At 46.3% G+C, this 26,126-nt stretch carries 19 protein-coding genes and 1 other annotated feature; of the genes, 3 read left to right on the forward strand and 16 right to left on the reverse strand.

Annotated elements, in window-relative coordinates; translation table 11 throughout:
- Nucleotides 1–195: 195 nt before the first annotated feature.
- The 12 genes from ACZ5NG_RS10070 to ilvD form a co-directional block, all read right to left on the reverse strand.
- A complete protein-coding gene (locus ACZ5NG_RS10070) occupies nt 196–1,164 on the reverse strand; it encodes a CdaR family protein (protein WP_464251680.1) in 969 nt (322 codons plus the stop codon).
- The gene (gene cdaA / locus ACZ5NG_RS10075; RefSeq protein ID WP_464251681.1) at nt 1,161–1,991 is read right to left on the reverse strand and encodes a diadenylate cyclase CdaA; all 831 of its coding nucleotides are present in this window, start codon (nt 1,989–1,991) and stop codon (nt 1,161–1,163) included. The genes ACZ5NG_RS10070 and cdaA overlap by 4 nt, the downstream gene beginning before the upstream one ends.
- A 221-nt stretch (nt 1,992–2,212) precedes the next feature.
- Nucleotides 2,213–3,781, reverse strand: coding sequence for a citramalate synthase (gene cimA, locus ACZ5NG_RS10080; RefSeq protein ID WP_464251682.1), 1,569 nt, complete (start codon nt 3,779–3,781; stop codon nt 2,213–2,215).
- Nucleotides 3,782–3,817: 36 nt separating this feature from the next.
- Nucleotides 3,818–4,885 (reverse strand): 3-isopropylmalate dehydrogenase, encoded by a 1,068-nt coding sequence (gene leuB, locus ACZ5NG_RS10085; protein WP_464251683.1) that lies wholly within the window; start codon nt 4,883–4,885, stop codon nt 3,818–3,820.
- Nucleotides 4,878–5,378, reverse strand: coding sequence for a 3-isopropylmalate dehydratase small subunit (leuD, locus tag ACZ5NG_RS10090; RefSeq protein WP_464251684.1), 501 nt, complete (start codon nt 5,376–5,378; stop codon nt 4,878–4,880). Before leuD ends, leuB begins: the two co-directional genes overlap by 8 nt.
- Nucleotides 5,379–6,641 carry a 3-isopropylmalate dehydratase large subunit gene (leuC, locus tag ACZ5NG_RS10095; RefSeq protein ID WP_464251685.1) on the reverse strand — a complete coding sequence of 421 codons (1,263 nt, stop codon included), beginning with the start codon at nt 6,639–6,641 and terminating at the stop codon, nt 5,379–5,381. It lies immediately after the preceding gene.
- Nucleotides 6,642–6,754: 113 nt separating this feature from the next.
- The gene (locus tag ACZ5NG_RS10100) at nt 6,755–8,293 is read right to left on the reverse strand and encodes a 2-isopropylmalate synthase (RefSeq protein ID WP_464251686.1); all 1,539 of its coding nucleotides are present in this window, start codon (nt 8,291–8,293) and stop codon (nt 6,755–6,757) included.
- Nucleotides 8,294–8,378: 85 nt separating this feature from the next.
- Complete coding sequence (gene ilvB, locus ACZ5NG_RS10105) at nt 8,379–10,046, reverse strand: biosynthetic-type acetolactate synthase large subunit (protein ID WP_464251687.1); 1,668 nt, start codon at nt 10,044–10,046, stop codon at nt 8,379–8,381.
- 50 nt (nt 10,047–10,096) lie between these two features.
- Nucleotides 10,097–11,089, reverse strand: a complete 993-nt coding sequence (ilvC, locus tag ACZ5NG_RS10110) for a ketol-acid reductoisomerase (RefSeq protein ID WP_464251688.1) — start codon at nt 11,087–11,089, stop codon at nt 10,097–10,099.
- Nucleotide 11,090: 1 nt separating this feature from the next.
- Nucleotides 11,091–11,600 (reverse strand): acetolactate synthase small subunit, encoded by a 510-nt coding sequence (gene ilvN, locus ACZ5NG_RS10115; RefSeq protein WP_464251689.1) that lies wholly within the window; start codon nt 11,598–11,600, stop codon nt 11,091–11,093.
- Nucleotides 11,601–11,612: 12 nt separating this feature from the next.
- On the reverse strand, nt 11,613–13,274 hold the full coding sequence (gene ilvB / locus ACZ5NG_RS10120; RefSeq protein ID WP_464251690.1) for a biosynthetic-type acetolactate synthase large subunit: 1,662 nt from the start codon (nt 13,272–13,274) through the stop codon (nt 11,613–11,615).
- 20 nt (nt 13,275–13,294) lie between these two features.
- Complete coding sequence (gene ilvD, locus ACZ5NG_RS10125) at nt 13,295–14,956, reverse strand: dihydroxy-acid dehydratase (protein ID WP_464251691.1); 1,662 nt, start codon at nt 14,954–14,956, stop codon at nt 13,295–13,297.
- Nucleotides 14,957–15,438: 482 nt separating this feature from the next.
- Nucleotides 15,439–15,685, reverse strand: a binding site (T-box leader).
- A 348-nt stretch (nt 15,686–16,033) separates the two neighbouring features.
- On the opposite strand from ilvD, the gene ACZ5NG_RS10130 reads away from it, so the two are divergent.
- The 3 genes from ACZ5NG_RS10130 to ACZ5NG_RS10140 are packed head-to-tail and all read left to right on the forward strand — an operon-like array spanning nt 16,034 to nt 18,720.
- A complete protein-coding gene (locus tag ACZ5NG_RS10130) occupies nt 16,034–17,011 on the forward strand; it encodes an ABC transporter substrate-binding protein (protein ID WP_464251692.1) in 978 nt (325 codons plus the stop codon).
- Between the two features lie 10 nt (nt 17,012–17,021).
- A complete protein-coding gene (locus ACZ5NG_RS10135) occupies nt 17,022–17,921 on the forward strand; it encodes an ABC transporter permease (RefSeq protein WP_464251693.1) in 900 nt (299 codons plus the stop codon).
- Between the two features lies 1 nt (nt 17,922).
- Complete coding sequence (locus ACZ5NG_RS10140) at nt 17,923–18,720, forward strand: ABC transporter ATP-binding protein (protein ID WP_464251694.1); 798 nt, start codon at nt 17,923–17,925, stop codon at nt 18,718–18,720.
- Between the two features lie 215 nt (nt 18,721–18,935).
- On the opposite strand, the gene argH is transcribed toward ACZ5NG_RS10140, so the two are convergent.
- From argH to carB, 4 genes are all read right to left on the reverse strand, one after another.
- Nucleotides 18,936–20,315, reverse strand: a complete 1,380-nt coding sequence (gene argH, locus ACZ5NG_RS10145; protein WP_464251695.1) for an argininosuccinate lyase — start codon at nt 20,313–20,315, stop codon at nt 18,936–18,938.
- Nucleotides 20,316–20,516: 201 nt separating this feature from the next.
- Nucleotides 20,517–21,719: an argininosuccinate synthase gene (locus ACZ5NG_RS10150; RefSeq protein WP_464251696.1), complete on the reverse strand. Its 1,203-nt coding sequence runs from the start codon at nt 21,717–21,719 to the stop codon at nt 20,517–20,519.
- Nucleotides 21,720–21,921: 202 nt separating this feature from the next.
- The gene (gene argF / locus ACZ5NG_RS10155) at nt 21,922–22,863 is read right to left on the reverse strand and encodes an ornithine carbamoyltransferase (RefSeq protein ID WP_464251697.1); all 942 of its coding nucleotides are present in this window, start codon (nt 22,861–22,863) and stop codon (nt 21,922–21,924) included.
- 26 nt (nt 22,864–22,889) lie between these two features.
- Nucleotides 22,890–26,114, reverse strand: coding sequence for a carbamoyl-phosphate synthase large subunit (carB, locus tag ACZ5NG_RS10160; RefSeq protein ID WP_464251698.1), 3,225 nt, complete (start codon nt 26,112–26,114; stop codon nt 22,890–22,892).
- Nucleotides 26,115–26,126: the final 12 nt, after the last annotated feature.

The following is a 26,126-nucleotide window of genomic DNA, read 5'->3' on the forward strand; positions in this document are numbered from 1 at the left end:
ACTCCTTTCAGACAACATCTGCATTACACTAAATTAAGATAAAGTTATTATATTCCCGGTAATTTTTCATGTCAATTTTCTGCATTGATAAAATATTATATGTAGTTGAGCACACGGTGGCCAGTACCTAATAATGGCATATGCAGCATAATTAAATGTGGGCGCAAAAAAGAGCGCCCTTTAAATAATATTATTTTACTCTGTTTCCGGCTGCTGTGGTTCAGCTGGTTCTTCCTGCGGCGGCTGCTGTTTTTGCCTTAACTGAATCGTTACTTCCACCCGGCTGGGCTGCAGCAGCGCCGCCCCGGCCGGCAATTCCAATTCAACTGTTCGCTTTATGTTTCCGGTAACATTTTCCAGGCTAACCGCTTTTGTTCTCACTTCTCTTATTTGTGACAATACGTCTTGCGGCGCAAAAACTCGCACCATCGCCGGTTCTGCAGCAGTGGAAACAAGCTCATATTCATCCCCAAGTGTACCGGTTGTTACCACTTTTACCGGCAGTGACTCGTAAGGAACAGTAATGTTAATCGGCACCACCACTCTAACTAGTTCCGGAGATAATGAAACTTGTTTGTTTTGCACCGACAAAGGCAGTGAGTAATCCACGTTTTGCCTCGCACCGCTGATGTCAACAGTAACCGGTACCTGTTCAATGGTTTCCAACACTTTGCTTGGCCCGCTGGCCAAAACTGCATTAGGCACTAACACCGGCTCGCCGGCAGAATAGCCTGCCGCCGGTTCACCTTTTAGAAAGGCTTGCACCGGTACCTGCTTTTGCACCAGTTTATCTATATTTACGGTAACGGTACGGGGTTCAATATTACTTATCTGCACACCATTCGGTCCCGATACCTTTACCGACAATTTATTTTCGCCGATACTTACATTGGAAAGATCAACCGTCGCCCGAAAATCTTCGGCTTTCAGCCCACTTACTGTGATACCCGGTTTTACCCGGATACTTACCCGCTCCGGCAGTTCATCAATAATCATCATCCCCTGCGGCAGCCCAGTAGACGTTAAGGTAATTCTAAATTCTTGTTCCTGCAGCGGGTTTTGTAAATTGTTTACATAAGCCCACAAAATTACTGCAATCAGTATAGAAATAATCATCAGGGAATAACGACGCCAGGTAAGGGAATCCACTTTATTGCCGCTCATTTGGCTCCTCCACTCCGATTCAAAATATTGGTAAATGAAGGTGCTGATTTGGTGGGCTGCAAGCCCTCGGTAAGCCGTTCTTTAAGAGTCGTTTCATCAATCATGCGATATAATTTTCCTCCCGCGGCCAGTGAAATATCTCCGGTTTCTTCTGAAACAATAACCGTTAAAGCATCGGAATACTCCGTTATACCCACACCGGCCCGGTGTCTGGTACCCAAATCGTGATCTAACTTAGCATCGGTAAGCGGCAAAAAACAAGCCGCGGCTGCCACCCGATCGCCGCGAATAATGCAGGCACCGTCATGCAGTGGAGTTTTAGGTATAAACAAGTTAATTAGAAATTCCGCTGACACTAAACCATCAATTTTAATCCCGGTGTCGATGTATTCTTCCAACCCGGTAATACGCTCAATAACGATTAACGCGCCCAGGTTGTTTTTAGACAACACCTGTGCCGCCCGCACCACTTCATTGATCATCCGCGAGCGATCTTCTTCTTTTAGGTTGGTAAACCGGGGTGTAAAAAATTTGCCGCGGCCCAGCTGTTCCAGCGCCCGGCGCAGTTCGGGGTGAAATACTATCGGCAAAGCCACTACCAATGCGGTTATTGCCTGACGCAACAGCCAATTAATGGTGTTTAACTGCAGCCAACCGGTAATAGTAGTAGCCACCAATAAAATCACAATTCCTTTAATCAGCTGCACCGCTCTGGTGCCGCGAATAACCAGCATCAACCGATAAATCACATAAGCAACAATAGCGATATCTATTATACTTATTAATGAAAACGGAGTCAGATTTATTGACTGCAGTTGTTCCAGCAAGAAGCGCCCCTCCAAATAACAAATACGTTAATTACAATATTTTTTATGTTATCGCAAAAATAATTCTATTTTTATCGTTAATATACCTGCCGCACCTTCGATAATATTCACTTTACCGAAATTTTACGACAGTAAAGCCAACATTGCATGCGGGCAGAATACACCCTTACTTTTAAAAAATTAAGAGCTTACTTTTACCCAGTAAGCTCTTAATTCAGCCATCATGATTCTTCCGCTTTTAATAATCCATAAGCCATACTGTCAACTAAAGCCTGCCAGCTGGCTTCAATAACATTAGTGGATACGCCTACAGTATTCCAGGAACAATAACCGTTTCCGGTTTCAATCAGCACCCTAACCGTTGCCTCAGTACCGGCCTTTTCATTTAATACCCGCACTTTATAGTCATTAAGTTTCATTTGTTTTACTGCCGGATATACTTCCTCCAATGCTTTGCGCAAGGCGTTGTCCAGTGCGTTGACCGGTCCGTTGCCTTCGGCTGCGGTATGGACAATCTCATCTTTTACTTTCATTTTAATTACCGCTTCTGACTGTACCGGTTCGCCTTCTTTAAATTCAATTATGAGGCGTAAATTTTCTAAAGAAAACGGTTCCCTATACCCGTTAAAGGCTTTGCGCATCAACAGTTCTAAAGAGCCTTCCGCTGCTTCAAATTGGTAGCCTTGGTTTTCCAGTTCTTTAATTTGATTTAATAACTGCCGACTTTCCGGACTGTGTTTGTTTAAACCCATGTTAAGTTCTTTAAATTTGTAAAACAAATTAGAGGTACCGGATAATTCCGATATTAAAACCCGCTGCTTATTGCCCACCAGTTCCGGAGGTATGTGTTCATAGGTAGAGGATTCTTTTAACAGTGCGCTGACATGAACTCCCCCTTTATGGGCAAAAGCGCTGGCTCCCACATAGGGTTGGTAAGGGTTGGGATTCATATTTGCTACTTCACTGACATAGCGGGATAGTTCCGTTAAATGCACTAAATTCTCTTTCGGTATGCTCTCTATGCCGTATTTAAACGCAAGGTTGGGTATGATTGAACACAAATTGGCATTGCCTACGCGCTCGCCGTAGCCGTTTATCGTACCCTGCACATGGGTAACACCGCACTGCACAGCGATCAGTGTATTGGCCACTGCCAGTTCGCAGTCGTTATGGGCATGAATACCTAGCGGTCTGTCAATACATTTTTTGACATCTTTAACCGCTGTCTGCACTTCATGGGGCATTGTTCCCCCGTTGCTGTCGCAAAGCACAACGGTATCCGCTCCGCCGCGGACGGCCGCCTGCAGGCAAGCTAAGGCGTAATCACGGTTGCGTTTATAGCCGTCAAAAAAGTGTTCCGCATCAAAAATCACTTCCAGGCCCTTGCTTTTTAAAAAAGCTACCGAATCTTCAATCATCGCTAAGTTTTCTTCTAAAGTGGTATTTAAAGCATGGGTAACGTGAAAATCCCATGTTTTGCCAAAAATAGCCGCTGTTTTGACACCGGAATCAATAATTGCTTGCAAGTTGGCATCCTCTTCAGCTGTAATCCCGGGTTTGCGGGTGCAGCCAAAGGCAGATATTTTGGCCGCCGTCAGCCGGTATTCAGCAATCCGTTTAAAAAATTCCATATCTTTAGGGTTTGAGCCCGGCCAACCGCCTTCAATATAGTGAAAGCCCATTGCATCAAGTTTTAAGGCAATTTTTATTTTGTCGTCTACTGATAGCGATACTCCCTCACACTGGGTGCCATCCCGCAAAGTTGTATCATATATCTGTACCAATGGCAAGTCCCCATCACCCCCAAACTATCAGTTGGTTTCTCTTTATATCAGTTGTTTTAAAACCAATTCCCCCATTTTTTGAGTGCCTACTTGTTTCATCCCCGGCTGCATAATATCTCCGGTGCGGTATCCGGCGTTGAGCACTTCAGTCACAGCATTTTCCACCGCTTTGGCCTCTTCTTCCAAATCAAAACTGATGCGCAGCATCATGGCAGCCGATAATATGGTTGCCAGCGGATTGGCCATATCTTTGCCGGCAATATCCGGGGCAGAGCCGTGAATAGGCTCATAAAGTGCCACTTGCCCGCCAATGCTGGCCGATGGCAGCATGCCGATGGAGCCGGTTAATTGTGCGGCTAAGTCAGTCAAAATATCGCCAAAGGTATTTTCGGTAACAATAACATCAAACTGTTTAGGCGCACGCACCAACTGCATGGCTGCATTATCTACATACATATGATTTACTTCCACGTCCGGGAATTCTTCAGCGATTTTCTTCACCCGCTCCCGCCAGTGGCGGGATGTCTCCAACACGTTTGCTTTATCTACTGAGAAAAGTTTGCCGCTTCTTTTTTGGGCCATTTTAAAAGCCAATTTAACAACACGGTCTATTTCCGGTGTGGTATAAAGCATGGTATCATATACCCGATAGCCTTCAGGTATGACTTCTCTTTTCTTTTCGCCAAAATATAGTCCGCCGGTAAGCTCACGAATCACCATTATATCTAACCCGGATACCAGTTCTGTTTTTAAGCTGGAGGCATCAGCCAGCGGCGGAAATACTTTTACCGGGCGCAGGTTGGCGTAAAGCCCCAGCTCTTTGCGGATGGGCAGCAGTGCACCTGCTTCCGGACGCAGATGCACAGGCAGGTTATCCCACTTTGGGCCGCCTACCGCCCCCAAAATTATCGCATCGCATTCCCGACACAGCTTTAAAGTTTCTTCAGGCAGCGGGTGGCCGGTTTCATCATAAGCGGCACCGCCGATTAAACCCGTTTTAAACTCAAAATGATGATTATACTTTGCGGCCACTGCTTTTAAAATCTCCACAGTAGGTGCTACAATCTCTTTACCTATACCGTCACCAGGCAGTACTGCAATTTTAGCCAATTTTATTCACCCTTTGCGCTACATAGTTTATTAATCCGCCGGCAGATATGATTTGCTGCATAAATTCCGGTACCGGTGTCGCTTGATAGCTTTCATTTCGGGTTAGGTTTTTAATTAAGCCGCTGGTGACATCTACTTCTAAGCGATCACCGGGTTGAATTTTATCTACCCCTTCCGGGCACTCGAAAATCGGCAGGCCGATATTAAAGGCATTTCTGTAAAAGATGCGGGCAAATGACTTGGCAACTACACAAGATATGCCTGCCGCTTTAATGGCAATGGGAGCATGTTCACGCGAACTGCCACAGCCAAAGTTTTTTCCGCCGACTATAATGTCGCCGGCATTGATTTTTTGATAAAATTGCGGATCGGCGTCTTCCATGCAGTGCTTAGCTAATTCCCCCGGGTCAGAGGTATTTAGATAGCGGGCCGGGATAATTACATCGGTATCGATATCATCGCCAAACTTCCATACCGTGCCGTTTAGTTTCATTTAGCATACCTCCTCTGGATGGGCAATCCGTCCTAGAACCGCCGATGCTGCCGCTACCGCCGGGCCGGCCAAATATACTTCGCTTTCGGGATGGCCCATGCGACCGACAAAGTTGCGATTAGTGGTCGATACAGCCCGTTCCCCTTTAGCTAAAATACCCATGTGACCGCCCAAGCAGGGGCCACAGGTCGGCGTGCTGACAGCCGCGCCCGCTTCAATAAAGACTTCCAGTAAGCCTTCGCGCATTGCCTGCAGATAAATCTGCTGAGTACCCGGAAAAACAATCAGTCTGACATCAGGATGTACTTTTTTACCTTTAAGCACTTGAGCAGCAATGCGCAAATCTTCCAACCGCCCGTTGGTACAGGAGCCGATTACCGCCTGATCTATAGTTATATCAGTTGCTTCACTGACCGGACGGGTGTTTTCCGGCAAGTGGGGAAAAGCCACTTGCGGTTCAATTTTGCTGACATCAAACTCATAAACTTTGGCGTATTTGGCATCATCATCGCTGGTATAGAATGTATAAGGAAATTTCGCCCGCCCCTCTACATAGGCCCGTGTTTTTTCATCCGGGGCAATAATGCCGTTTTTGGCCCCTGCTTCCACCGCCATGTTGCACATGGTGAAACGACCGTCCATTGATAACTCGCTGATTACCGGTCCGGTAAATTCCATGGCTTGATACAGTGCGCCGTCTACACCGATTTTACCGATGGTATAGAGGATTAAGTCTTTGCCCCCTACCCAGGGCTTTAGTTTTCCGTAGTAAACAAATTTAATGCTCTCCGGCACCTTAAACCAGGTTTCACCCAGAGCCATTGCCGCCGCCAGGTCTGTGCTGCCTACCCCGGTGGCAAAAGCACCCAGTGCTCCATAGGTGCAGGTATGTGAATCCGCCCCAATGATTACCCCGCCGGGAACAACCAAACCTTGTTCGGGAAGCAAGCAGTGTTCAATACCCATGCGTCCTACTTCAAAGTAATTAGTTAACTGTTGCTCTTTGGCAAAGTCGCGCAGCACTTTTGACTGTTCGGCTGATTTAATGTCTTTGTTTGGTGTAAAGTGATCAGGCACTAAAGCTACGCGATCTTGCGCAAAAACTTTTTCTACACCGACTTTTTTAAATTCTTTTATCGCCACCGGTGCGGTAATATCGTTGCCTAATACAAGATCCAGCTTGCAGTTGATTAATTCGCCCGGTTCAACGTGGGCTTTTCCTGCGTGGGCAGCGAGAATTTTTTCTGTGATCGTCATTCCCATACTGCTTTCATCTCCTCTTAAAAAAACCTTATAATTGCACTTTTTATTTATTGGTGTTATGCTGTTATCGTGGATATTTTTGTCAGGCTTGATTAATTTCAGGCCTTCTTTTTTTATTTTGGCAGTTTTTTCTGGTTGTTTTGCTCATATACCAACTTATTGGTCGCATTGATATAGGCTTTGGCACTTGCTTCCAAAACGTCGGTACTTACACCGCGGCCAATGTATACTTTCCCGTTTTCCTCCTGGCGCAGTTTCACCGTCACCTCGCCCAATGCATCTTTACCGCCGGTAACGGCGTTAATGGTGTATTCCTCCAGTACTAAATGCAGGCCGGTAAGTTTATCTATCGCCTTATAAATCGCATCTACCGGGCCGTCACCGCAAGAAGCTTCTTCAATACTCTCTCCGGCATATTGCAAACCTACCGTTGCCGTCGGTACAACGGTAGTACCGCTGGAAATATGGAAATATTTTAAATCATAGGTATTGGGCAGATCGCGAATTTCTTCCGCCACAATAGCCTCAATGTCAAGATCGGTAATTTCTTTTTTCTTATCGGCCAGCTGTTTAAAGCGGGCAAAAGCTTTATTTAGCTCATCATCGCTCAGGTGATAACCCAGTTCATGCAAACGCTCCCGAAAAGCATGCCGCCCGGAATGCTTGCCTAAAACCAAGTTGCTCTTCGCAATACCCACCATTGCCGGGTTCATAATTTCATAGGTAGTGCGTTCTTTCAACACTCCGTCTTGGTGGATACCGGATTCGTGAGCAAAAGCATTTTTGCCGACAATTGCTTTGTTGGCCTGCACCGCCATACCGGTAAGGCTGGATACCAGTCGGCTGGTGCGGTAAATTTCTTGCGTCTTGATGTTGGTAGTTACATTAAAGCGATCCCGCCGGGTATATAAGGCCATGATTACTTCCTCTAAAGCGGCATTGCCGGCCCGCTCACCAATACCGTTAATAGTGCCTTCAATTTGACGCACACCGGCTTTTACCGCCGCCAGCGAGTTGGCCACCGCCAAGCCCAAGTCGTCATGGCAGTGCACACTGATGATCGCCCGGTCGATATTACGGACGCGCTGAAAAAGTTGAGTCAAAAAGGCATAAAATTCCTCTGGAGTGGCATATCCCACGGTATCGGGAATATTAACTACTTTAGCCCCCGCGTCTATCACTGCTTCTACCACTTGACAAAGGTAATCTAAATCCGTTCGCGAGGCATCTTCGGCGGAAAATTCAATATCCGAGGTATATTTGCCGGCATACTTAACCGCTGCCACTGCTGCCTCCAATACCTCATCCCGATTTTTGCGCAGTTTATATTTAAGATGGATGTCGGATGTAGCAATAAAAGTGTGTATACGGGGCTGTTCAGCTTCTTTCAGTGCCTCCCAAGCGGTATCAATATCTTTAAAATTAGCTCGGCAAAGCCCGGCCACCGTTGCCCCCTTTACTTCTCGGGCCACCGCTTGTACTGCGGCAAAGTCGCCGGGGGAAGTAACGGGAAAACCGGCCTCGATTATATCGATGCCCATTTTGCTCAGCTGCCGAGCGATTTCTACTTTTTCGCTAACATTTAAGCTCACACCCGGGGATTGTTCGCCGTCCCGCAGGGTGGTGTCAAAAATATAAACCCGTTCACTCAACAGACCGCACTCCTTTCTTATATGTAAAAGGGTTATTAGAAGGGCTCAATGAAATTGGGCCCTTCTACATTGGCATACTGGGTATTTAATCAATACACTGAGCAATACCGTCTCCGGCCAGTACCATCGGCAATACGTTTTCGTCTTGATCTATTAAGCAATTGACTATTACAGCACCGGGCTGATCAAAAACCAGCGGCAGGGTTTTTGCCAACTGTTGTTTGTCGGTTACGGTGTAACCCTTAATACCGTAAACTTTAGCTAAAGCAGCAAAATCTAAGTTAAAATCAAAATCTACAGCCATATAACGTTTGTCACAGTAAAACTCTTGAAGCTGCCGTACCATACCCAAGCGGTGGTTGTTTAATATGAATATTTTCAGCGGCAGATTTTGCTCAACTGCTGTGCCCAGCTCCGTCATCGTCATTTGAAAGCTGCCGTCTCCGCTAATTAATACCACTGTTTCGTCCGGCCGGCCAATCTGGGCGCCGACCGCAGCGGGTAAGCCGAAGCCCATACAGCCCAGCCCACCGGAAGTAATGAAGTTCCGCGGGGATTTATACTTAAAATACTGGGCCGCCCACATTTGGTGTTGGCCAACATCAGTAGCGACAATTACGTCTCCGTTGGTATAACGATAAATCTCTTCTACTACATACTGCGGCTTTAAGGTGGTTCCGTCGTCTTGATACTTTAACTTATATTGCTGTTTCCATTTCTGCACTTGTTCAATCCACTGGTGATTGTCGCGCGGTTCTAACCGCTCTAACATAGCGGCAAGCACGGTTCTAGTATCGCCAACGATTGGCCAATGAGCCGTCACATTCTTACCGATTTCCGCCGGATCTATATCAATGTGAATTATTTTTGCCTCCGGAGCAAAGGCTTCAAGTTTACCGGTTACCCGATCGTCAAAGCGCGCTCCTACCGCAATGAGCAAATCACAATTGCTTACTGCCAAATTTGCATAACGTGCTCCGTGCAGTCCCAACATACCTAAAAAGAGAGGATGATCACCCGGAATGCAACCCAATCCCATCAAGGTATTAACCACCGGGGCAGAAATTGTTTCTGCCAACTTAGTCAGTTCTTCCGCTGCATTTGAGTTAACTATGCCGCCGCCGGCGTAAATTACCGGCCGTTTGGCCTGCATCATTAATTTAACCGCGTTGGCAATTTGAGACGGGTGCCCTTCATATGTCGGCTTATAGCCCGGCAGATCTAAGTCGTCCGGACAATAAAATTTAATTTTTGCCTGTTGTACGTCTTTGGGCAGGTCAATCAGCACCGGCCCGGGCCGTCCGGTAGCAGCAAGGTAAAAAGCACGTTTCACTATTTTTGGCAGTTGCTGCGGATCTTTAACTAAATAGTTATGTTTAACAATAGGCATGGTGATACCCGTTATATCCACTTCTTGAAAGGCATCGGTACCTACCTGGTCGGTGGGTACCTGACCGGTAAAGCATACCAGCGGAACGGAATCCATATAGGCGTTGGCAATACCGGTTACCAGGTTGGTGGCACCCGGCCCGGATGTGGCCATACAAACCCCAACTTTACCGGTTGCCCGGGCGTAACCGCAAGCTGCATGGGCGGCACCCTGTTCATGCCGAACTAAAATATGTTTAATTTTATTCGATTTATAAAGTTCATCGTAAACAGGAAGGATAGCACCGCCCGGATAACCAAAAATCAATTCTACACCTTCCAGTTCTAAGCAGCGAACCAATGCCTCGGCAGCAGTAACCTCCAAGGGATAAACACCTCCTTCTTTTAAATTAAGCCAGTGGCGTTAAAAGCAGTTTATTTATTCAGCCAGGGCATCATTTTGCGCAGTCTGGCTCCTACTTCTTCCACCTGATGCTCGCCTTCCCGTTTTCTCATCGCTCTAAACATTGGTTGATTGGCTTGGTTTTCCAGCATCCATTCTTTAGCAAACTGACCGTTTTGAATTTCACTTAAGATTTTCTTCATTTCTTTTTTGGTTTCTTCGTTAATTAAGCGCGGACCACGGGTGTAATCGCCGTATTCACAGGTGTTGCTCACGGAAGAGCGCATATTTTTTAAGCCGCCTTCGTAAATCAAATCAACAATCAGCTTTATTTCATGTACGCATTCAAAGTATGCCATTTCAGGAGCATAACCGGCTTCCACCAATGTTTCAAAACCTGATTTAATCAGCTGGGTCAAGCCGCCACAAAGTACAACCTGCTCACCAAACAAGTCGGTTTCCGTTTCTTCTTTAAATGTAGTTTCAAAAACGCCGGCTCTGGTGCTGCCGATACCTTTGGCATAAGCCAAGGCCAAATCTTTTGCCTTACCGGTATAATCCTGATACACAGCGATCAATGACGGAACACCGTTACCTTCAACGTACATCCGGCGAAGTAAGTGACCGGGGCTTTTGGGCGCCACCATAATTACATCAACATTTTTCGGCGGTGTGATTTGGTTAAAATGAATGTTAAAACCATGGGAAAACATCAGTGCATTGCCTTCAGCAAGATTGGGAGCAATTTGCTCATAATAAACTTTGCCTTGTACTTCATCGGGCAACAGCACTTGAATGATATCAGCTTTAGCACATGCTTCCGTTATCGTACATACTTCTAAACCTTGTGCTTCTGCTTCTGCCCAGCTGGCACTTCCTTTGCGCAAACCGACAACGACATCCAAGCCGCTTTCATGCAAGTTTAACGCCTGAGCATGCCCCTGGCTGCCGTAACCCAAAACGGCAATTTTTTTCCCTTTTAATAAATCTAAATTTGCATCTTGGTCGTAATATACTTTTGCCATGTTAATCTTCCTCCTTGGTTTTAGCTATGGTATACTTTGCACCCCGCTGTAGGGCAATTTTTCCGGTGCGAACAAATTCTTTAATGGCATAGGGGCGTAGCGCTTCAAATAATGCATCCAGTTTTTCTTCGTTTCCGGTTGCTTCGATAGTTAGCGTTTTTGTCCCGTAATCTACTATCTTGGCTCTAAAAACATCGGCAATTTGCATAATTTCTAATCTACTTTCCCGATCTACCCGCACTTTAATCATCAACAGTTCTCGTTCAACATGAGGCTCATTAGTTAAGTTGCTGATTTTTAACACATCCACCAGTTTATGCAGCTGTTTTACAACCTGCTCAATAGTATGACTGTCCCCCTCAACCACTATCGTCATGCGGGAAATAGCGGGGTCTTCTGTGCGGCCAACTGTTAGGCTGTCAATGTTAAATCCGCGCCGACTAAACAAGCCGGCTACCCTGGCCAGTACTCCCGGGTTGTTTTCAACCAATACAGCCAGTGTATGCAGCATACCGCTCACTCCTTAACCTAACATTTTGTTTATCGATTCCCCAGGCGGAACCATCGGTACGACATTTTCTTCCTGCTCAACAACAAAGTCCATCATCACCGGTTTACTGCTGGCAATAGCCTGCTCCAGTACCGGCCTGATATCCGCCGCATCTTCTATTCGGTAACCTTCCGCCCCGTAAGCTTCAGCCAGTTTTACATAATCAGGGCTGGTAATAGCACTGTAAGAATAACGGCGGTTATAAAAAAGTTCCTGCCATTGCCTGACCATACCCAGGTAACCGTTGTTCATAATGGCGTTATTTACCGGCAAGTTGTATTCTACAGCTGTCGCCAGTTCCTGAATATTCATTTGAATACTGCCGTCACCGGCAATGTTAATTACGGTTTCACCGGGACAGCCTACCTGCACGCCAATGGCCGCCGGAAAACCAAAACCCATTGTGCCTAATCCTCCGGAAGAGATAAAGGAGCGGGGTTTGGTAAAGGTGTAATACTGGGCAGCCCACATTTGATGCTGACCTACTTCGGTAGTAATGCGAGCATTACCGCCGGTTACCCGGTAAATTTCCCTGATTACCTGCTGCGGCTTGATTGCCCTGCCGCCATTTTCATATTGAAGTGGGTATTCTTTTTTCCACCGCTGCACTTTTTCCTGCCAAGCTCCGGGAAGTTTTGCTTCTAATCGCTCTAATAACTGATTAAGCACAATTTTAACGTTGCCCGCTATGGCAATATCGGCAAACACATTTTTGTTTAATTCAGCCGGGTCAATGTCAATATGAATGATTTTGGCATCAGGTGCAAACCCTTCAATTTTACTGGTTACCCGGTCATCAAACCTTACTCCCACCGCTACAAGTAAATCACATTCACACACCGCATAATTAGCGTAGCGTGAGCCATGCATGCCCAGCATGCCCAGTGACAGCGGATGATCTTCCGGAAATGCCCCCAGTCCCATCAGCGTTGTCGCTACCGGAGAAACCATTAATTCCGCTAATTGCTTTAGTTCTTGATGGGCATTGGCAGTGATCACGCCACCTCCGGCATAAATCACCGGACGTTCACTGGCCATAATCGCCTCAGCCGCTTGGTTAACCAGATTTTCATCCCCTGATGTCGGCGGATTGTATCCCGGCAAATATGGCTCTTTTACTTCCTCAGAGCTTACTTCCCCGGCGGAAACATCTTTGGGAATGTCAATCAGCACCGGGCCGGGCCGACCGGTAGTGGCAATGTATAACGCTTCGTGTAATACCTTTGGCAAATCATTGGGATCCTCGACTAAGTAATTATGCTTGGTAATGGGTAAAGTTATGCCGGTAATATCTGCCTCTTGAAAGGAATCACGCCCCAACAGTGAAGTGGCCACCTGACCGGTTAAAGCCACCAGGGGCACTGAATCCATATACGCATTAGCGATACCGGTTACCAAATTGGTGGCTCCCGGGCCGGAAGTAGCCAGACAAACCCCGGGTTTGCCGGTTGCCCGGGCATATCCGTCTGCCGCATGGGCCGCTCCTTGTTCGTGTCTGGTTAAAATGTGCTTGATATTTGAGTCATAAATGGCGTCATATATCGGTAATACCGCACCTCCGGGGTAACCGAAGATGGTATCCACACCTTCAGCCTCAAGTGCCTTAATTAATGCTTGCGCACCGGTTAGCTTCATAACCCATCACTCCTAATTGCTTATTTTGGCAAAATCGCACCGGTACTGGCAGAAGTGACTGCTTTGGCGTAACGGGCCAGATAGCCGGTTTTTACTTTTGGTTCCGGCTGCCGCCAATTTTTTAACCGCCTGCTGATTTCTTCCTCAGAAAGCTCTACATCCAGCCTACAGTTGGGAATGTCGATATTAATGATGTCCCCGTCTTGAACAACGGCAATCGGTCCCCCTTCAGCCGCTTCAGGAGATATATGACCAATAGCTGCGCCGCGGGTGGCCCCGGAAAAACGTCCGTCCGTCAGTAAAGCAACGTCTTTATCTAAGCCTAAACCGGCTAAAGTAGCAGTAGGCGAAAGCATTTCTCTCATGCCGGGACCGCCTTTCGGCCCTTCGTAGCGGATAATTATCACATCGCCTTTTTTAATCTCACCGTTCATCAAGGCATTTTGCGCCTCTTCTTCAGAATTAAACACTCTGGCCGGCCCACGATGCCGCAGCATTTCTTCGGCAACCGCCGAGCGTTTAACTACTGCGCCTTCCGGCGCTAAATTGCCGCGCAACACCGCAATGCCGCCGGTTGAGGAATAGGGGTTTTCAACCGGGCGAATAACTTGATAATTTAATATTTTTTTGCCGACAAGGTTATCTTTAACTTTTTGGCCGGTTACCGTCAGTGCTTCACCGTCAATTAATCCGTACTTCAATAATTCCGCCATAACAGCCGGAATGCCGCCGGCGGCGTCCAAATCCTGAATATGATTACTGCCTGCAGGATCCAGCTTACACAAATTAGGAGTGCGGCCGCTGATCTCGTTAATGTAATCTAAATCTAAAGAAATTCCCAGTTCATTGGCAATTGCCGGCAGGTGTAAAACCGTATTGGTAGAACACCCTAACGCCATATCTACCGTTAAAGCATTTTTGATCGATGCTTCTGTAATAATGTCGCTTGGCTTAATATTTTTTCTTATCAGCTCAACAATTTTCATTCCGGCCATTTTAGCCAGTCGCCTGCGAGCGGCGGAAACGGCTAAAACCGTACCGTTGCCGGGCAGTGCCATGCCTAAAACCTCAGATAAGCAGTTCATTGAATTAGCGGTAAACATGCCGGAGCAAGAACCGCAACTGGGACAGGCACTCTCCTCCAGCTGAGCCAATTCTTCCAGGGTCATTTTTCCGGCCTGTACCGCACCAACGGCCTCAAACATGGTGTTAAGGGATGCCGGTTTATCTTGGTTTTTGCCGGTCATCATCGGACCGCCGCTAACTACAATGGCCGGGATATTAAGTCTGGCCGCTGCCATCAACATTCCGGGAACTACTTTGTCGCAGTTAGGAATAAGCACCAAGCCGTCAAAGGGATGAGCCTGAGCCATCACTTCTACGCTGTCGGCAATCAATTCACGGCTGGCCAAAGAATACCTCATCCCCGCATGCCCCATGGCAATACCGTCGCATACCGCAATGGTTCCGAATTCAAAGGGCGTTCCCCCTGCCATCCTGATACCTGCCTTTACGGCTTCAGCAATTTCATCTAAATGTAAATGGCCGGGAACAATTTCACTTTTGGAATTGACAACGCCAACTAACGGCCGATTGAGTTCTTCATCTATTAAACCCAGCGCTTTAAACAAGCTGCGGTGCGGTGCTTTTTGCAACCCCGATTTCATTACATCACTACGCATAAAGCATCCCTCCGTCAAATTTTTAGACAAAATATTTTTTGGAATATTGGCAAAGCGGTGTTTGAACAGTTAATAAAAACTGCGGTCTTTGGCGGACTTAAGAAAAGTCCTTTCCTTAGTATAAAAAAACCTCTCATACCTGACAGCCTAAACTATCAGGGACGAGAGGAATGTTCTCGCGTTACCACCCTGCTTGCACCTCTTTTATGAGGTACCACTCTGGTGCCTGCTGAATTAACACACATACCCTTTGGTTAACAGGTAATAAAACCTGGCTTACACCTACTAAAGTAGCATCTTTTAAAGCGCAACGGCTTTAGGGTGAGCATTGTCGCCTTTTAGCCCTAACGGTGCCAAGTGCAAGGCAAAACTTTTAAAGCAACGCTACAAGGATTCTAACTTAAATAACATGTTGCCATTTAAAAGCAACTATGTTTGCCTGTATGTAATAAAAAACCTCTCGCCAATAGCAGATAATATCTACCAGGGACGAGAGGTACACCTTGCGCGTTACCACCCTGCTTGCACTCAAAAAAGAGTGCCACTTTAGTGTGTCAGCAGACACGGTTTTGTTAACGGGTTCCACAACCCGGCCTCACCTACTGAACAAATATTGTCTTTCGGATCGGCAGCTCTAGGGTGATCAATGCCTGGCTTAAGCACCGGTTCGCAGCTACCCCGGCTCTCTGGAGCTCAGTTTCAGACAACTATCCCTGTCATCGCTTTGATATCATGTTTGCTAATTAGTATAATGAGGAAACCAAAGGATGTCAACAATTATAAAATTAAAAAACTATTAAGAAAATTTAACACATAGTTTTGACAAAATATTCCCTATAAAAACAAAGCTGCTATATCTTGACAGTTAGTTGACGATATAATAACATAGCATAAAGAGTAGGCTTATGTAGGATGGTTAAAGGGCGGTTGACAATTACATATTTTTTTGCACGGTCACGGTGTAGAACGGCAGTATGGTAGCAAAAAGGGAAGTTTTATCCTTATTATTTGTTGCACTTTATAAAAGCTCCGTTCGGGGAGCTTTTTTTATTTTATAATTTAAGGAGGTTAATGTGTATGAAAAAGGTTCTTATTTCGCTATTATCCGTATTATTAATTTTGACACTTGGCGGATGTGGCGGAGACAGTGAACAAACATCTTCAGAACCGATAAAACTGGGAATTATTCAAATTGTTGAACACCCTGCTCTTGATGCAGCACGACAAGGTTTTTTAGATGAACTGAAAGAAAACGGTTATATTGAAGGAGAAAACTTAATTGTAGATTACCAAAGTGCGCAAAACGATCAGGCTAACCTGCAAACTATTGCCCGTAAGTTTGTGCAGGAACAGTGTGACTTGGTTCTGGCGATAGCTACCCCATCAGCTATGGCTATGGCTAATGAAACTGATGAAATCCCCATTTTAATTACTGCGGTAACCGACCCGGTCAGTGCTAAGTTAGTTAAAAGTATGGATAAACCCGGTACAAACGTAACCGGTACAACAGACATGAATCCGGTAAAAGATCAGCTTAAATTGATTAAAGAAATTATCCCGGATGCAAAAAAAGTTGGTATTATCTATAGTTCTAACGAAATAAACTCTCACGTGCAGGTGGAAGTAGCGGAAAAAGCGGCCCCTGAACTGGGGTTGGAATTAGAAAAAGTAACGGTCACTTCAACCAGTGAAGTAATGCAAGCAGCTCAATCATTGGTTGGCCGCATCGATGCGATTTATATTCCTACCGATAACATGGTGATATCGTCGTTATCGGCAGTACTGAAAGTAGCTGAAGAAAACAAAATTCCGGTATTTGCCGGCGAAGGTGATATCGTTAGGAACGGAGCATTAGCAACTATCGGTATTGAATATTACGAGCTTGGCCGTACTACCGGTAAAATGGCAATAAGAGTAATAAACGGTGAAAATCCTGCCGATATGCCTATTCAAGGCCAGCCGGGCACTGATTTAATAATTAATATGACTGCGGCAGAAAGAATGGGTGTAACTATTCCGGAGGAAATTAAAGCAAAAGCAAAACTAGTGGAATAAGGTGATTTAATTGACAGCAGATGCGTGGCTCGGAATACTGGAACAAGGCTTAATTTATGGCTTAATGGTAATGGGAGTGTACATTACCTTTCGGTTACTTAATTTTCCTGACTTGACTGTTGACGGCTGCTTTACTTTTGGTGCGGCAGTAGCAACACGCATGATTTGCGAAGGCTATGACCCCTGGCTGGGTACATTACTGGCTATCGTTGCCGGCGTGATTGCGGGCCTTACCACCGGCTTTTTAAGCACTAAACTAAAGATTGCCCCGCTGCTGGCAGGCATTTTAGTGATGATCGGCCTGTACTCGATAAACTTAAGGGTGATGGGCGGCAAATCAATGCTTTCTTTACTGCGGATGGATACCATTTTTACCGATGTCAGGCGGATGGGTATATCCCAGGAGCTTGCTGTTGTTACCCTTGGCCTGGCAGTAATACTTATCGCCGGCTATTTACTTTATATGTTTTTACAAACTGAAATCGGTATGGCATTAAGAGCAACCGGTGACAATGAACAAATGATCCGCAGTTTAGGTGTAAATACAGATACCATGAAGATTTTAGGTTTGGCTGTAAGCAATGGGCTTGTGGGTTTATCAGGGGCATTGGTTGCTCAGTATCAAAGCTTCTGCGATGTCGGTATGGGCATCAGTATGATCGTAGTTGGCCTGGCTTCAGTCATAATCGGTGAAGTGGTCATTGGCAAAGGCACTTTAATGCGGGCGTTGATTGCAGTAGCAGTAGGATCAATCATTTATCGGGCAGTTATTGCCATAGTAATGAGAATGGGTTTACCGGCTACAGATTTAAAACTGTTTACTGCCGTTTTGGTAGTAGTAGCCATTTCTTGGCCGCTAATTCGAGAAAAACTAAACATCAGAAAGTGTCTGGGAAAGGAAGGCGTTTAACGTGCTGTCAATAGAGAATGTTAGCAAAACCTTTAATCCAGGCGGTGTTAATGAACGGCTGGCACTGAATAAAGTGTCGCTGAAACTAAATCCCGGTGATGTGGTTACTATAATTGGCGGTAACGGTGCCGGTAAATCAACTTTGTTAAATATAATTGCCGGCGTTTACCCGGTCGATCAGGGCAAAATTTACATCGGAGATAAAGCCATTGAATCTATGCCGGAACATCAGCGAGCCGCTTTCATCGGTCGGGTGTTTCAAGACCCCATGATGGGTACTGCCGCTTCCATGACCATTGAAGAAAACCTGTCGATGGCATTAAAGCGTGGAGCTAAACGCCGTCTGCGCCGCGGTATAAAAAAGCAGCAGCGAGATTTCTTTAGAGAACAGCTCAGCCTCTTGGGCTTGGGCTTAGAAGACCGCTTGCAGACAAAAGTCGGTTTATTATCCGGCGGTCAACGGCAAGCCTTAACTTTATTAATGGCAACATTGATACCGCCTAAGCTGTTGCTTCTGGATGAACATACAGCAGCGCTTGATCCTAACACCGGGCAGAAGGTGCTGGCCCTTACCGAAGAAATCATAAGAAAACACCAACTGACCACTTTAATTGTAACCCATAATATGGAAGACGCTCTGCGCATCGGCAATCGCACCATTATGATGCATGAAGGGCGAATTATTCTGGATTTAAGCGGCGTTAAACGCAGTAACACCCGGATATCTGACTTGTTGGATATGTTTAAAAAGGTCAGCGGCACCACCCTGAGTAACGATAGAATGCTGTTGGCCAATTAAAGTGTCTAAGGACTTATATTGACTATAACGACGGGGTAGTTCTTAAAACTCCTGCATTACCGAAACAATCTCCCAATTTACCATAATCTAATTTTTGCCGAAAACAAAAGTACGGAACGGTCTAACCGTTCCGTTATCTTTTTTATAAGCAGGAATAGCCTAGGCCATTCCTTACACTTGGTCGCCTTGGCGGCCTTTATTGCAGAAACCTGCTCTTACCATTCACTATTTAACCTTTTACGAGCGGAGGCAATTGCTTCTTTTACCGCCTCCGGTGCCGGTCCGCCGGGAACTTTTCTGGCCTCGACACAGTGTTTTACGTTAATGGCCGCATACACATCCTCTTCAATGGCGGCATTAAGTTCTTGAAATTCGGCAATTGACAGCTCTTCTAATGATTTATTTTGCTCAATGCAGTACAGCACTGCTTTGCCAACTATTTCATGGGCTTGACGGAAGGGTATGCCCTTTTGTACCAGGTAATCCGCCAAATCAGTGGCATTGGTAAAACCGCCGCGCGCGGCATGAGCCATATTGGTTGCTTTTACTTTCATGGTAGCAATCATCGGGCGGAAAACCATTAGGCACTTTTTTACAGTGTCTACCGCATCAAACAAAGCCTCTTTATCTTCCTGCATATCTTTGTTGTAAGCCATTGGCAGGCCTTTTAACATCGTCAGCAAGGTAATTAAAGCGCCGTAAACCCGTCCGGTTTTCCCGCGGATTAGTTCGGCGGGATCGGGGTTTTTCTTTTGCGGCATAATGCTGGAACCGGTACTGTAAGCATCGTCCAGTTCCACAAAGTTGTACTCAGCTGAAGACCAAAGGATGATTTCCTCACAAAAACGGCTTAAATGCATCATAATCAATGACGCTGCCGCCAAAAACTCTACCACAAAGTCACGATCACTCACACCGTCCATGGTGTTTTCACAGATTTTACTAAAGCCCAGCTCGTTAGCCACAAATTCGCGGTCAATCGGGAAGGTTGTACCGGCCAATGCTCCTGAACCAAGGGGCATGACATCAGTGCGTTTATAGCAGTCCTTAAGCCGCTGGTAATCGCGTTCAAACATCTGCACATAGGCCAACAAATGATGGGCAAAGGTTATGGGTTGTGCTCTCTGCAGGTGCGTATAGCCCGGCATAATAGTATCGATATGCTTCTCTGCCAAATCTAATAAAGTTTCCCGCAGTGCATTTAATAAAGCGGCTATTTGTTTTAATTCATCCTTCATAAACATACGAATATCCAAAGCTACCTGATCATTGCGGCTGCGAGCGGTATGCAGTTTTTTACCTACATCGCCAATCCGTTCAATTAGCAGCTTCTCAATATTCATGTGAATATCTTCGGCAGAGATATCAAATTCAATTTCACCTTTTTCAATCTCAGCCAATATTTGTTTTAAACCGGCTACTATTTGTTCTCCCTCTTGCCGGCTAATCACGCCGACTTTAGCCAGCATTTTGGCATGGGCAATACTGCCGGTAATATCGTACTTATATAATCGTTGATCAAAAGAAATGGAGGAGTGGAAATCCTCCATCAGTTGGTCATTGGTACGCTGAAAGCGTCCCCCCCAAAGTTTCATATGTACAATTCTCCTTTACAATTATACGATTATTATCTATTATCTTTCGCCTCACAAATGCAACGTTTCTTGAGGACCGCCAAGGCATTTATCTCCGCAAACACGCCGGCACATATTATTGAACGAGCTCCGCAGCCTCCGGGTGCCTGCGGAACTCGGTAACGGCATCGCTCTTTGAATATGCCGGCTAACGGATTGAGATTATTTGTTGTGCTTCTTCATCATTAAGGCCCGCATTTTAAGCGGTAAGCCAAACAGGTTGATAAAGCCTTCGGCATCTTTTTGGTTGTACACTTCGTCTTCGCCAAATGTAGAGTATTCCTCATTGTACAGTGAGTACGGCGATTTAGCGCCGGCAGGAATGACATTGCCTTTGTACAGTTTTAATTTTACGGTACCGGTAACGGTACGCTGGGTGACATCTACAAATGCGTCCATTGCTTCTCTTAGCGGGGAAAACCAAACGCCGTCGTACACTAACTCGGCATATTTTAAAGCCAGCTGTTCTTTATAGTGCATGGTATTCCGATCCAGCGTCAACAATTCCAGTTCGCGGTGAGCATTAACCAAGATCGTTCCGCCCGGTGTTTCATAAACCCCTCTGGACTTCATACCTACCAGACGGTTTTCTACCATATCCACAATGCCAACCCCGTTGGCCCCGCCAATATCGTTTAATTTTTCCAGCATAGTTACCGGATCAAGGGCCTCACCGTTTAGTTTCACCGGTACTCCTTGTTCAAACTCTAATTCCACATAGGTAGGTTTATCCGGTGCTTTTTCCGGAGGCACGGTCATTACAAGCACATCGTCAGGAGCAGCCAACCAGGGATCCTCTAAATCGCCGCCCTCATGGCTGATGTGCCACAGGTTGCGGTCGCGGCTGTAGATACTTTTTTTAGTTACCGGCACCGGAATACCGTGGGCTTCTGCATAGTCAATGGCGTCTTCCCGGGAACGAATGTCCCACTCGCGCCATGGAGCAACTATTTTTATGTCAGGATTTAAGGCTTTAATTGCCAGTTCAAAGCGCACCTGGTCATTTCCCTTGCCGGTAGCGCCATGGGCAATCGCCTCTGCTCCTTCCTTTTCGGCAATTTCTACCAGCTTTTTGGCAATCAGCGGCCGAGCCATCGAAGTGCCTAAAAGATATTTGCCTTCATATATTGCGCCTGCTTTTAATGTCGGAAAAATATAATCGGTAACAAACTCTTTTCTTAAATCCTCAATGTAAATTTTACTTGCCCCACTCTTGATCGCTTTTTCTTCCAGCGGGGCCAATTCTTCTCCTTGGCCTAAGTCAGCGGTAACGGCAATTACTTCATAACCGTAATTTTCTTTTAACCAAGTAATGATAATCGACGTATCCAGCCCGCCTGAATAGGCGAGTACTACTTTAGCCATATCCTCACCTCATTAATAATTGTCCGAAATAAAATATATTCGACACCGGTTATTATTTTCCTACTAAATAGCAATTTTTATGACTAGCCCATATATTAACACAGCAAGGTATTTACCCATCCGTGCCGGATGCAAATGCATGACAGAGCTATAACAGCGGGCAGACACGGATGTCTGCCCACAAAGCTTAACAATAGTTATGTTACAGCAGCAAAGCCAGCACCGCTTTTTGAGCGTGCAAACGATTTTCCGCCTCGTCCCACACCACTGAATGCGGGCCGTCAATAATTTCTGCCGTCACTTCCTCCCCACGGTGGGCCGGCAAACAGTGCAGAAAAATATAATCTGCCTTGGCATGCTTTGCTAAATTGCTGTTTACCTGGTAGGGGGCAAAAACTTTCGCCCGCTCTTCAGCCTCCGCTTCTTGACCCATGCTGGCCCAAACATCGGTTACCAGCACATCGGCATTGGTTACCGCAGCTACCGGATCGGTAGTTAGCTCAATTGTTCCACCGCTTTCAGCCGCCGCTTGCTTAGCCACATCTACAATCATCCCGTGGGGTTGATAATTCTCCGGTGTGGCCACCGCTACATGCATACCCACTTTGGCCCCGCCAATTAAAAGTGAATGGGCAATATTGTTACCGTCACCGACATAAGCCACTTTTAATCCGGATAAACGTCCTTTATGCTCTCTTATGGTCAGCAGATCAGCCAGTATCTGGCAGGGGTGAGTAAGGTCGGTAAGACCGTTAATTACCGGTATATCCGCATATTCCGCCAGTTCTTCTAAGTCAGTTTGGGCAAAGGTGCGAATCATAATGCCGTCCAAGTACCGGGACAGCACTCTGGCGGTATCGGCGATTGTTTCTCCCCGGCCCAATTGCATATCCCTGCTGGATAAAAATAAGGCCTGCCCCCCTAATTGGTACATACCAACTTCGAAAGAAACCCTGGTGCGGGTTGATGACTTTTCAAAAATCATGCCCAGGGTTTTACCCAGCAAAAAAGGTGTTGGCTGATTATTTTTATACAGCTTTTTAATTTCCGCGGCTGTATCTAAAATCGTAATTATTTCATCCTGGCTGTAATCTGCCAGTGTGAGAAAATCCCGTCCTTTAAATTCTTCCTGCAGTATTAACATTTGTCCGCCTCCCAAAAAACTGTTATTTAACTGCTACGCGCTCTGTTTTCAGGGCAACGGGCATTGATAACCGCTTCGTTTAAAGAGATTGGCCGTGGTTTATGGCCCTGTTGTAAACTCTTTAATGCCACCGCCAGTGTGCGAGCGGTATCTAAAGATGTAAAGCATGGCACTTTATACTCGCAAGCGGCACGACGCAGTTTAAAGCCGTTGCGTTCCGGTATTTTTCCCCGGGTAGGGGTATTGACTATCAGCTGAATTTCACCTTTCAGCACCTCAATCAGCGGCTCATCGGCAGTATCAACTGTAAGGCCGGCAGCCCTAAGGGCTTGAGCCGTGTTAGCAGTAGCCGTTAATTTAAAACCTAAAGCCGCATATTGTTTGGCCACCGCCACAGCCTCCATTTTGTCCCGATCGGCTACTGAAAACAACACTTTGCCATGGTGGGAAATATTCATGCCCGCAGCAATGATTGCTTTATAAAAGGCATAATTAAAGGATTTATCTACCCCCATCACCTCACCGGTTGATTTCATCTCCGGGCCCAGTGAAGTTTCGACCAGACCTAATTTTTCAAAAGAAAACACCGGTGCCTTAACAGTGACATATTTAGGCGGCGGCCCCAAGCCCTCGGCATAGCCCTGCTCTGCCAAACTTAATCCTAGCATTGCTTTAGTGGCTATTTGCACCATCGGTACACCGGTAACTTTACTTAAAATCGGCACCGTCCGTGAGGCCCGCGGGTTGACTTCTAAAACATACACTCTGTTTTCGCTGACCACAAACTGAATGTTTATTAAACCGCAAATTTTTAAGGCCTTGCCAATGCGCAAAGTATAATTAACGATTTGATCAATATTATCTTTGGTCAGCGATTGCGGCGGATATACGGCAATACTGTCGCCGGAATGCACACCGGCTCGCTCAATATGTTCCATAATGCCGGGAATAAAGATGTTTTGCCCGTCACCGATGGCATCTACCTCTACTTCTTTGCCCTGAATGTATTTATCTACCAGTACCGGATGTTTAGGGGATACCCGCACTGCGTTTTTCATGTACTTAATCAGCTGTTCGTTATTATAAACAATCTCCATCGCCCGTCCGCCGAGAACATAGGAAGGACGCACCAGTACCGGGTAACCTATTTGTTCGGCAATGCGCTGGGCTTCCGCTACGTTTGTGGCCGTATTTCCCTCGGTTTGCGGTATATCTAAAGAATGCAGAATTTTTTCCATTTTTTCCCGATCCTCTGCCAAATCAATGCCTTCCGCCGACGTCCCTAATATTTTAATGCCCAGCGATGCCAAACTTGCCGCCAAATTAATCGCTGTTTGACCGCCAAATTGCACCACCACGCCAATCGGCTTTTCTTTATCTATCACGTTCAATACATCTTCCAACGTAAGGGGCTCAAAATATAGTTTGTCGGCAGTATCAAAGTCGGTACTGACCGTTTCGGGGTTGTTGTTAATAATTATTGCTTCTACCCCCTGCTGCTGCAGTCCCCAAACTGAATGCACCGAACAATAATCAAACTCAATTCCCTGCCCAATGCGAATGGGGCCGGAACCCAGCACCAATACTTTTTTCCGCTTGCTTACTTCTACTTCATCTTCGCCGTCATAACAGGAATAATAGTATGGGGTAAGGGGTCTGAAACCTGCCGCACAGGCATCCACCATTTTATAAACCGGTTTAATCCCTAACTGCAGGCGCAGTTGGCGAACTTCCGCGGCGGTTAAACCAATTAAGCGTCCAATATAGCTATCGGGAAAGTTCCATGCCTTTGCCCGCCGCAGCAAATCAGGGTCGGGGCCGGAACCGGCTGAACGCAGTTGTTCCTCTAACGAGATAATATTTTTAATTTTTTCCAAAAAATAATAGCTTATTTTTGTTAACTGATGCACTTCAGTCATCGTCCAGCAGCGGCGAAAGGCCTCGGCCACCGCAAAAATCCGTTCATCATCGGCATGCACCAGTTTGTTTTCCAGTTCCATTTCCGACCAGCTGTTGGAACCTTTAAGCTGCAGGCTGTCAACGCCGATTTCCAGTGAGCGCAGCCCTTTCATTAACGAACCTTCAAAAGTGCGGTCAATGGCCATCACTTCACCGGTAGCCTTCATTTGAGTTCCTAAAACCCGATCACCGCTGTCAAACTTGTCAAAGGGCCAGCGAGGTATCTTCGTCACTACATAATCCGGTGTGGGCTCAAAACAGGCGCCGTTACGACCGGTTACCGGGTTGGTTATTTCCTCCAGTGTTAAACCAATGGCTATTTTAGCCGCTATTTTGGCAATTGGGTAGCCGGTTGCTTTAGAGGCCAATGCCGATGAACGGCTTACCCGGGGGTTGACCTCAATGACGTAATAGCGCTGACTGTTTGGATCAAGGGCAAATTGAATATTACAGCCCCCTTCCACACCTAAAGCCCGAATAATCTCTACAGCCGCCCTACGCAGCAGCCGCTCCTCTTGTTCGGTTAAAGATTGGGCCGGAGCTACAACAATACTGTCGCCGGTATGAATGCCTACCGGATCGACATTTTCCATGCTGCAGACAGTAATGCAGTTGTCTTTGCTGTCACGCATTACTTCATATTCGATTTCTTTCCAGCCGGCCACACTGCGTTCTAGCAGCGCTTGACCGATCATACTCATTTTTAAGCCGCGATGCAAAACAGCTGTCAGCTGCTGCTCATTTTCCGCTATGCCGCCGCCGGTGCCCCCTAAGGTGTAAGCCGGACGGACAATAATCGGATAACCGATTTGCGCGGCAAAATCCAGCCCTGTTTCTACGCTGCAAACAATTGTACTTTCCGGCACCGGTTGATTAATAGCCAGCATGGTTTCCTTAAACATTTCCCGGTCCTCGGCACGTTTAATTGTCTCCAGCGACGTGCCGAGCAATTTGACGTTATATTTCTTTAAAATTCCCCGCTCGGCCAGCTCCACCGCCACGTTTAAACCGGTTTGCCCACCCAGTGTCGGCAGCAAGCCCTCCGGACGCTCACGGGCAATAATCCGCTCAATATTTTCCCAGTTTAGCGGTTCAATATAAACTACATCCGCTATACCGGCATCGGTCATAATGGTAGCGGGGTTGGAGTTAACCAGCACTACCGATAACCCTTCTTCTTTCAGTGCTTTGCAAGCCTGAGTGCCGGCATAATCGAACTCTGCTGCCTGGCCAATGACAATCGGCCCGGAACCAATGACCATTACTTTGCTAATGTCTTTTCTTACCGGCATATTTCAGCCTCC

It is taken from the genome of Desulfovectis peckii (assembly GCF_055391705.1).

Coding starts and splice junctions, on each gene's coding strand:
- ACZ5NG_RS10070 (WP_464251680.1), bottom strand. CDS start 1,164: ATGAGCGGCAATAAAGTGGATTCCCTTACCTGGCGTCGTTATTCCCTG.
- leuD (WP_464251684.1), bottom strand. CDS start 5,378: ATGAAACTAAACGGCACGGTATGGAAGTTTGGCGATGATATCGATACC.
- leuC (WP_464251685.1), bottom strand. CDS start 6,641: ATGGGAATGACGATCACAGAAAAAATTCTCGCTGCCCACGCAGGAAAA.
- ilvC (WP_464251688.1), bottom strand. CDS start 11,089: ATGGCAAAAGTATATTACGACCAAGATGCAAATTTAGATTTATTAAAA.
- ilvN (WP_464251689.1), bottom strand. CDS start 11,600: ATGCTGCATACACTGGCTGTATTGGTTGAAAACAACCCGGGAGTACTG.
- ilvB (WP_464251690.1), bottom strand. CDS start 13,274: ATGAAGCTAACCGGTGCGCAAGCATTAATTAAGGCACTTGAGGCTGAA.
- ilvD (WP_464251691.1), bottom strand. CDS start 14,956: ATGCGTAGTGATGTAATGAAATCGGGGTTGCAAAAAGCACCGCACCGC.
- ACZ5NG_RS10130 (WP_464251692.1), top strand. CDS start 16,034: ATGAAAAAGGTTCTTATTTCGCTATTATCCGTATTATTAATTTTGACA.
- argH (WP_464251695.1), bottom strand. CDS start 20,315: ATGAAACTTTGGGGGGGACGCTTTCAGCGTACCAATGACCAACTGATG.
- ACZ5NG_RS10150 (WP_464251696.1), bottom strand. CDS start 21,719: ATGGCTAAAGTAGTACTCGCCTATTCAGGCGGGCTGGATACGTCGATT.
- argF (WP_464251697.1), bottom strand. CDS start 22,863: ATGTTAATACTGCAGGAAGAATTTAAAGGACGGGATTTTCTCACACTG.
- carB (WP_464251698.1), bottom strand. CDS start 26,114: ATGCCGGTAAGAAAAGACATTAGCAAAGTAATGGTCATTGGTTCCGGG.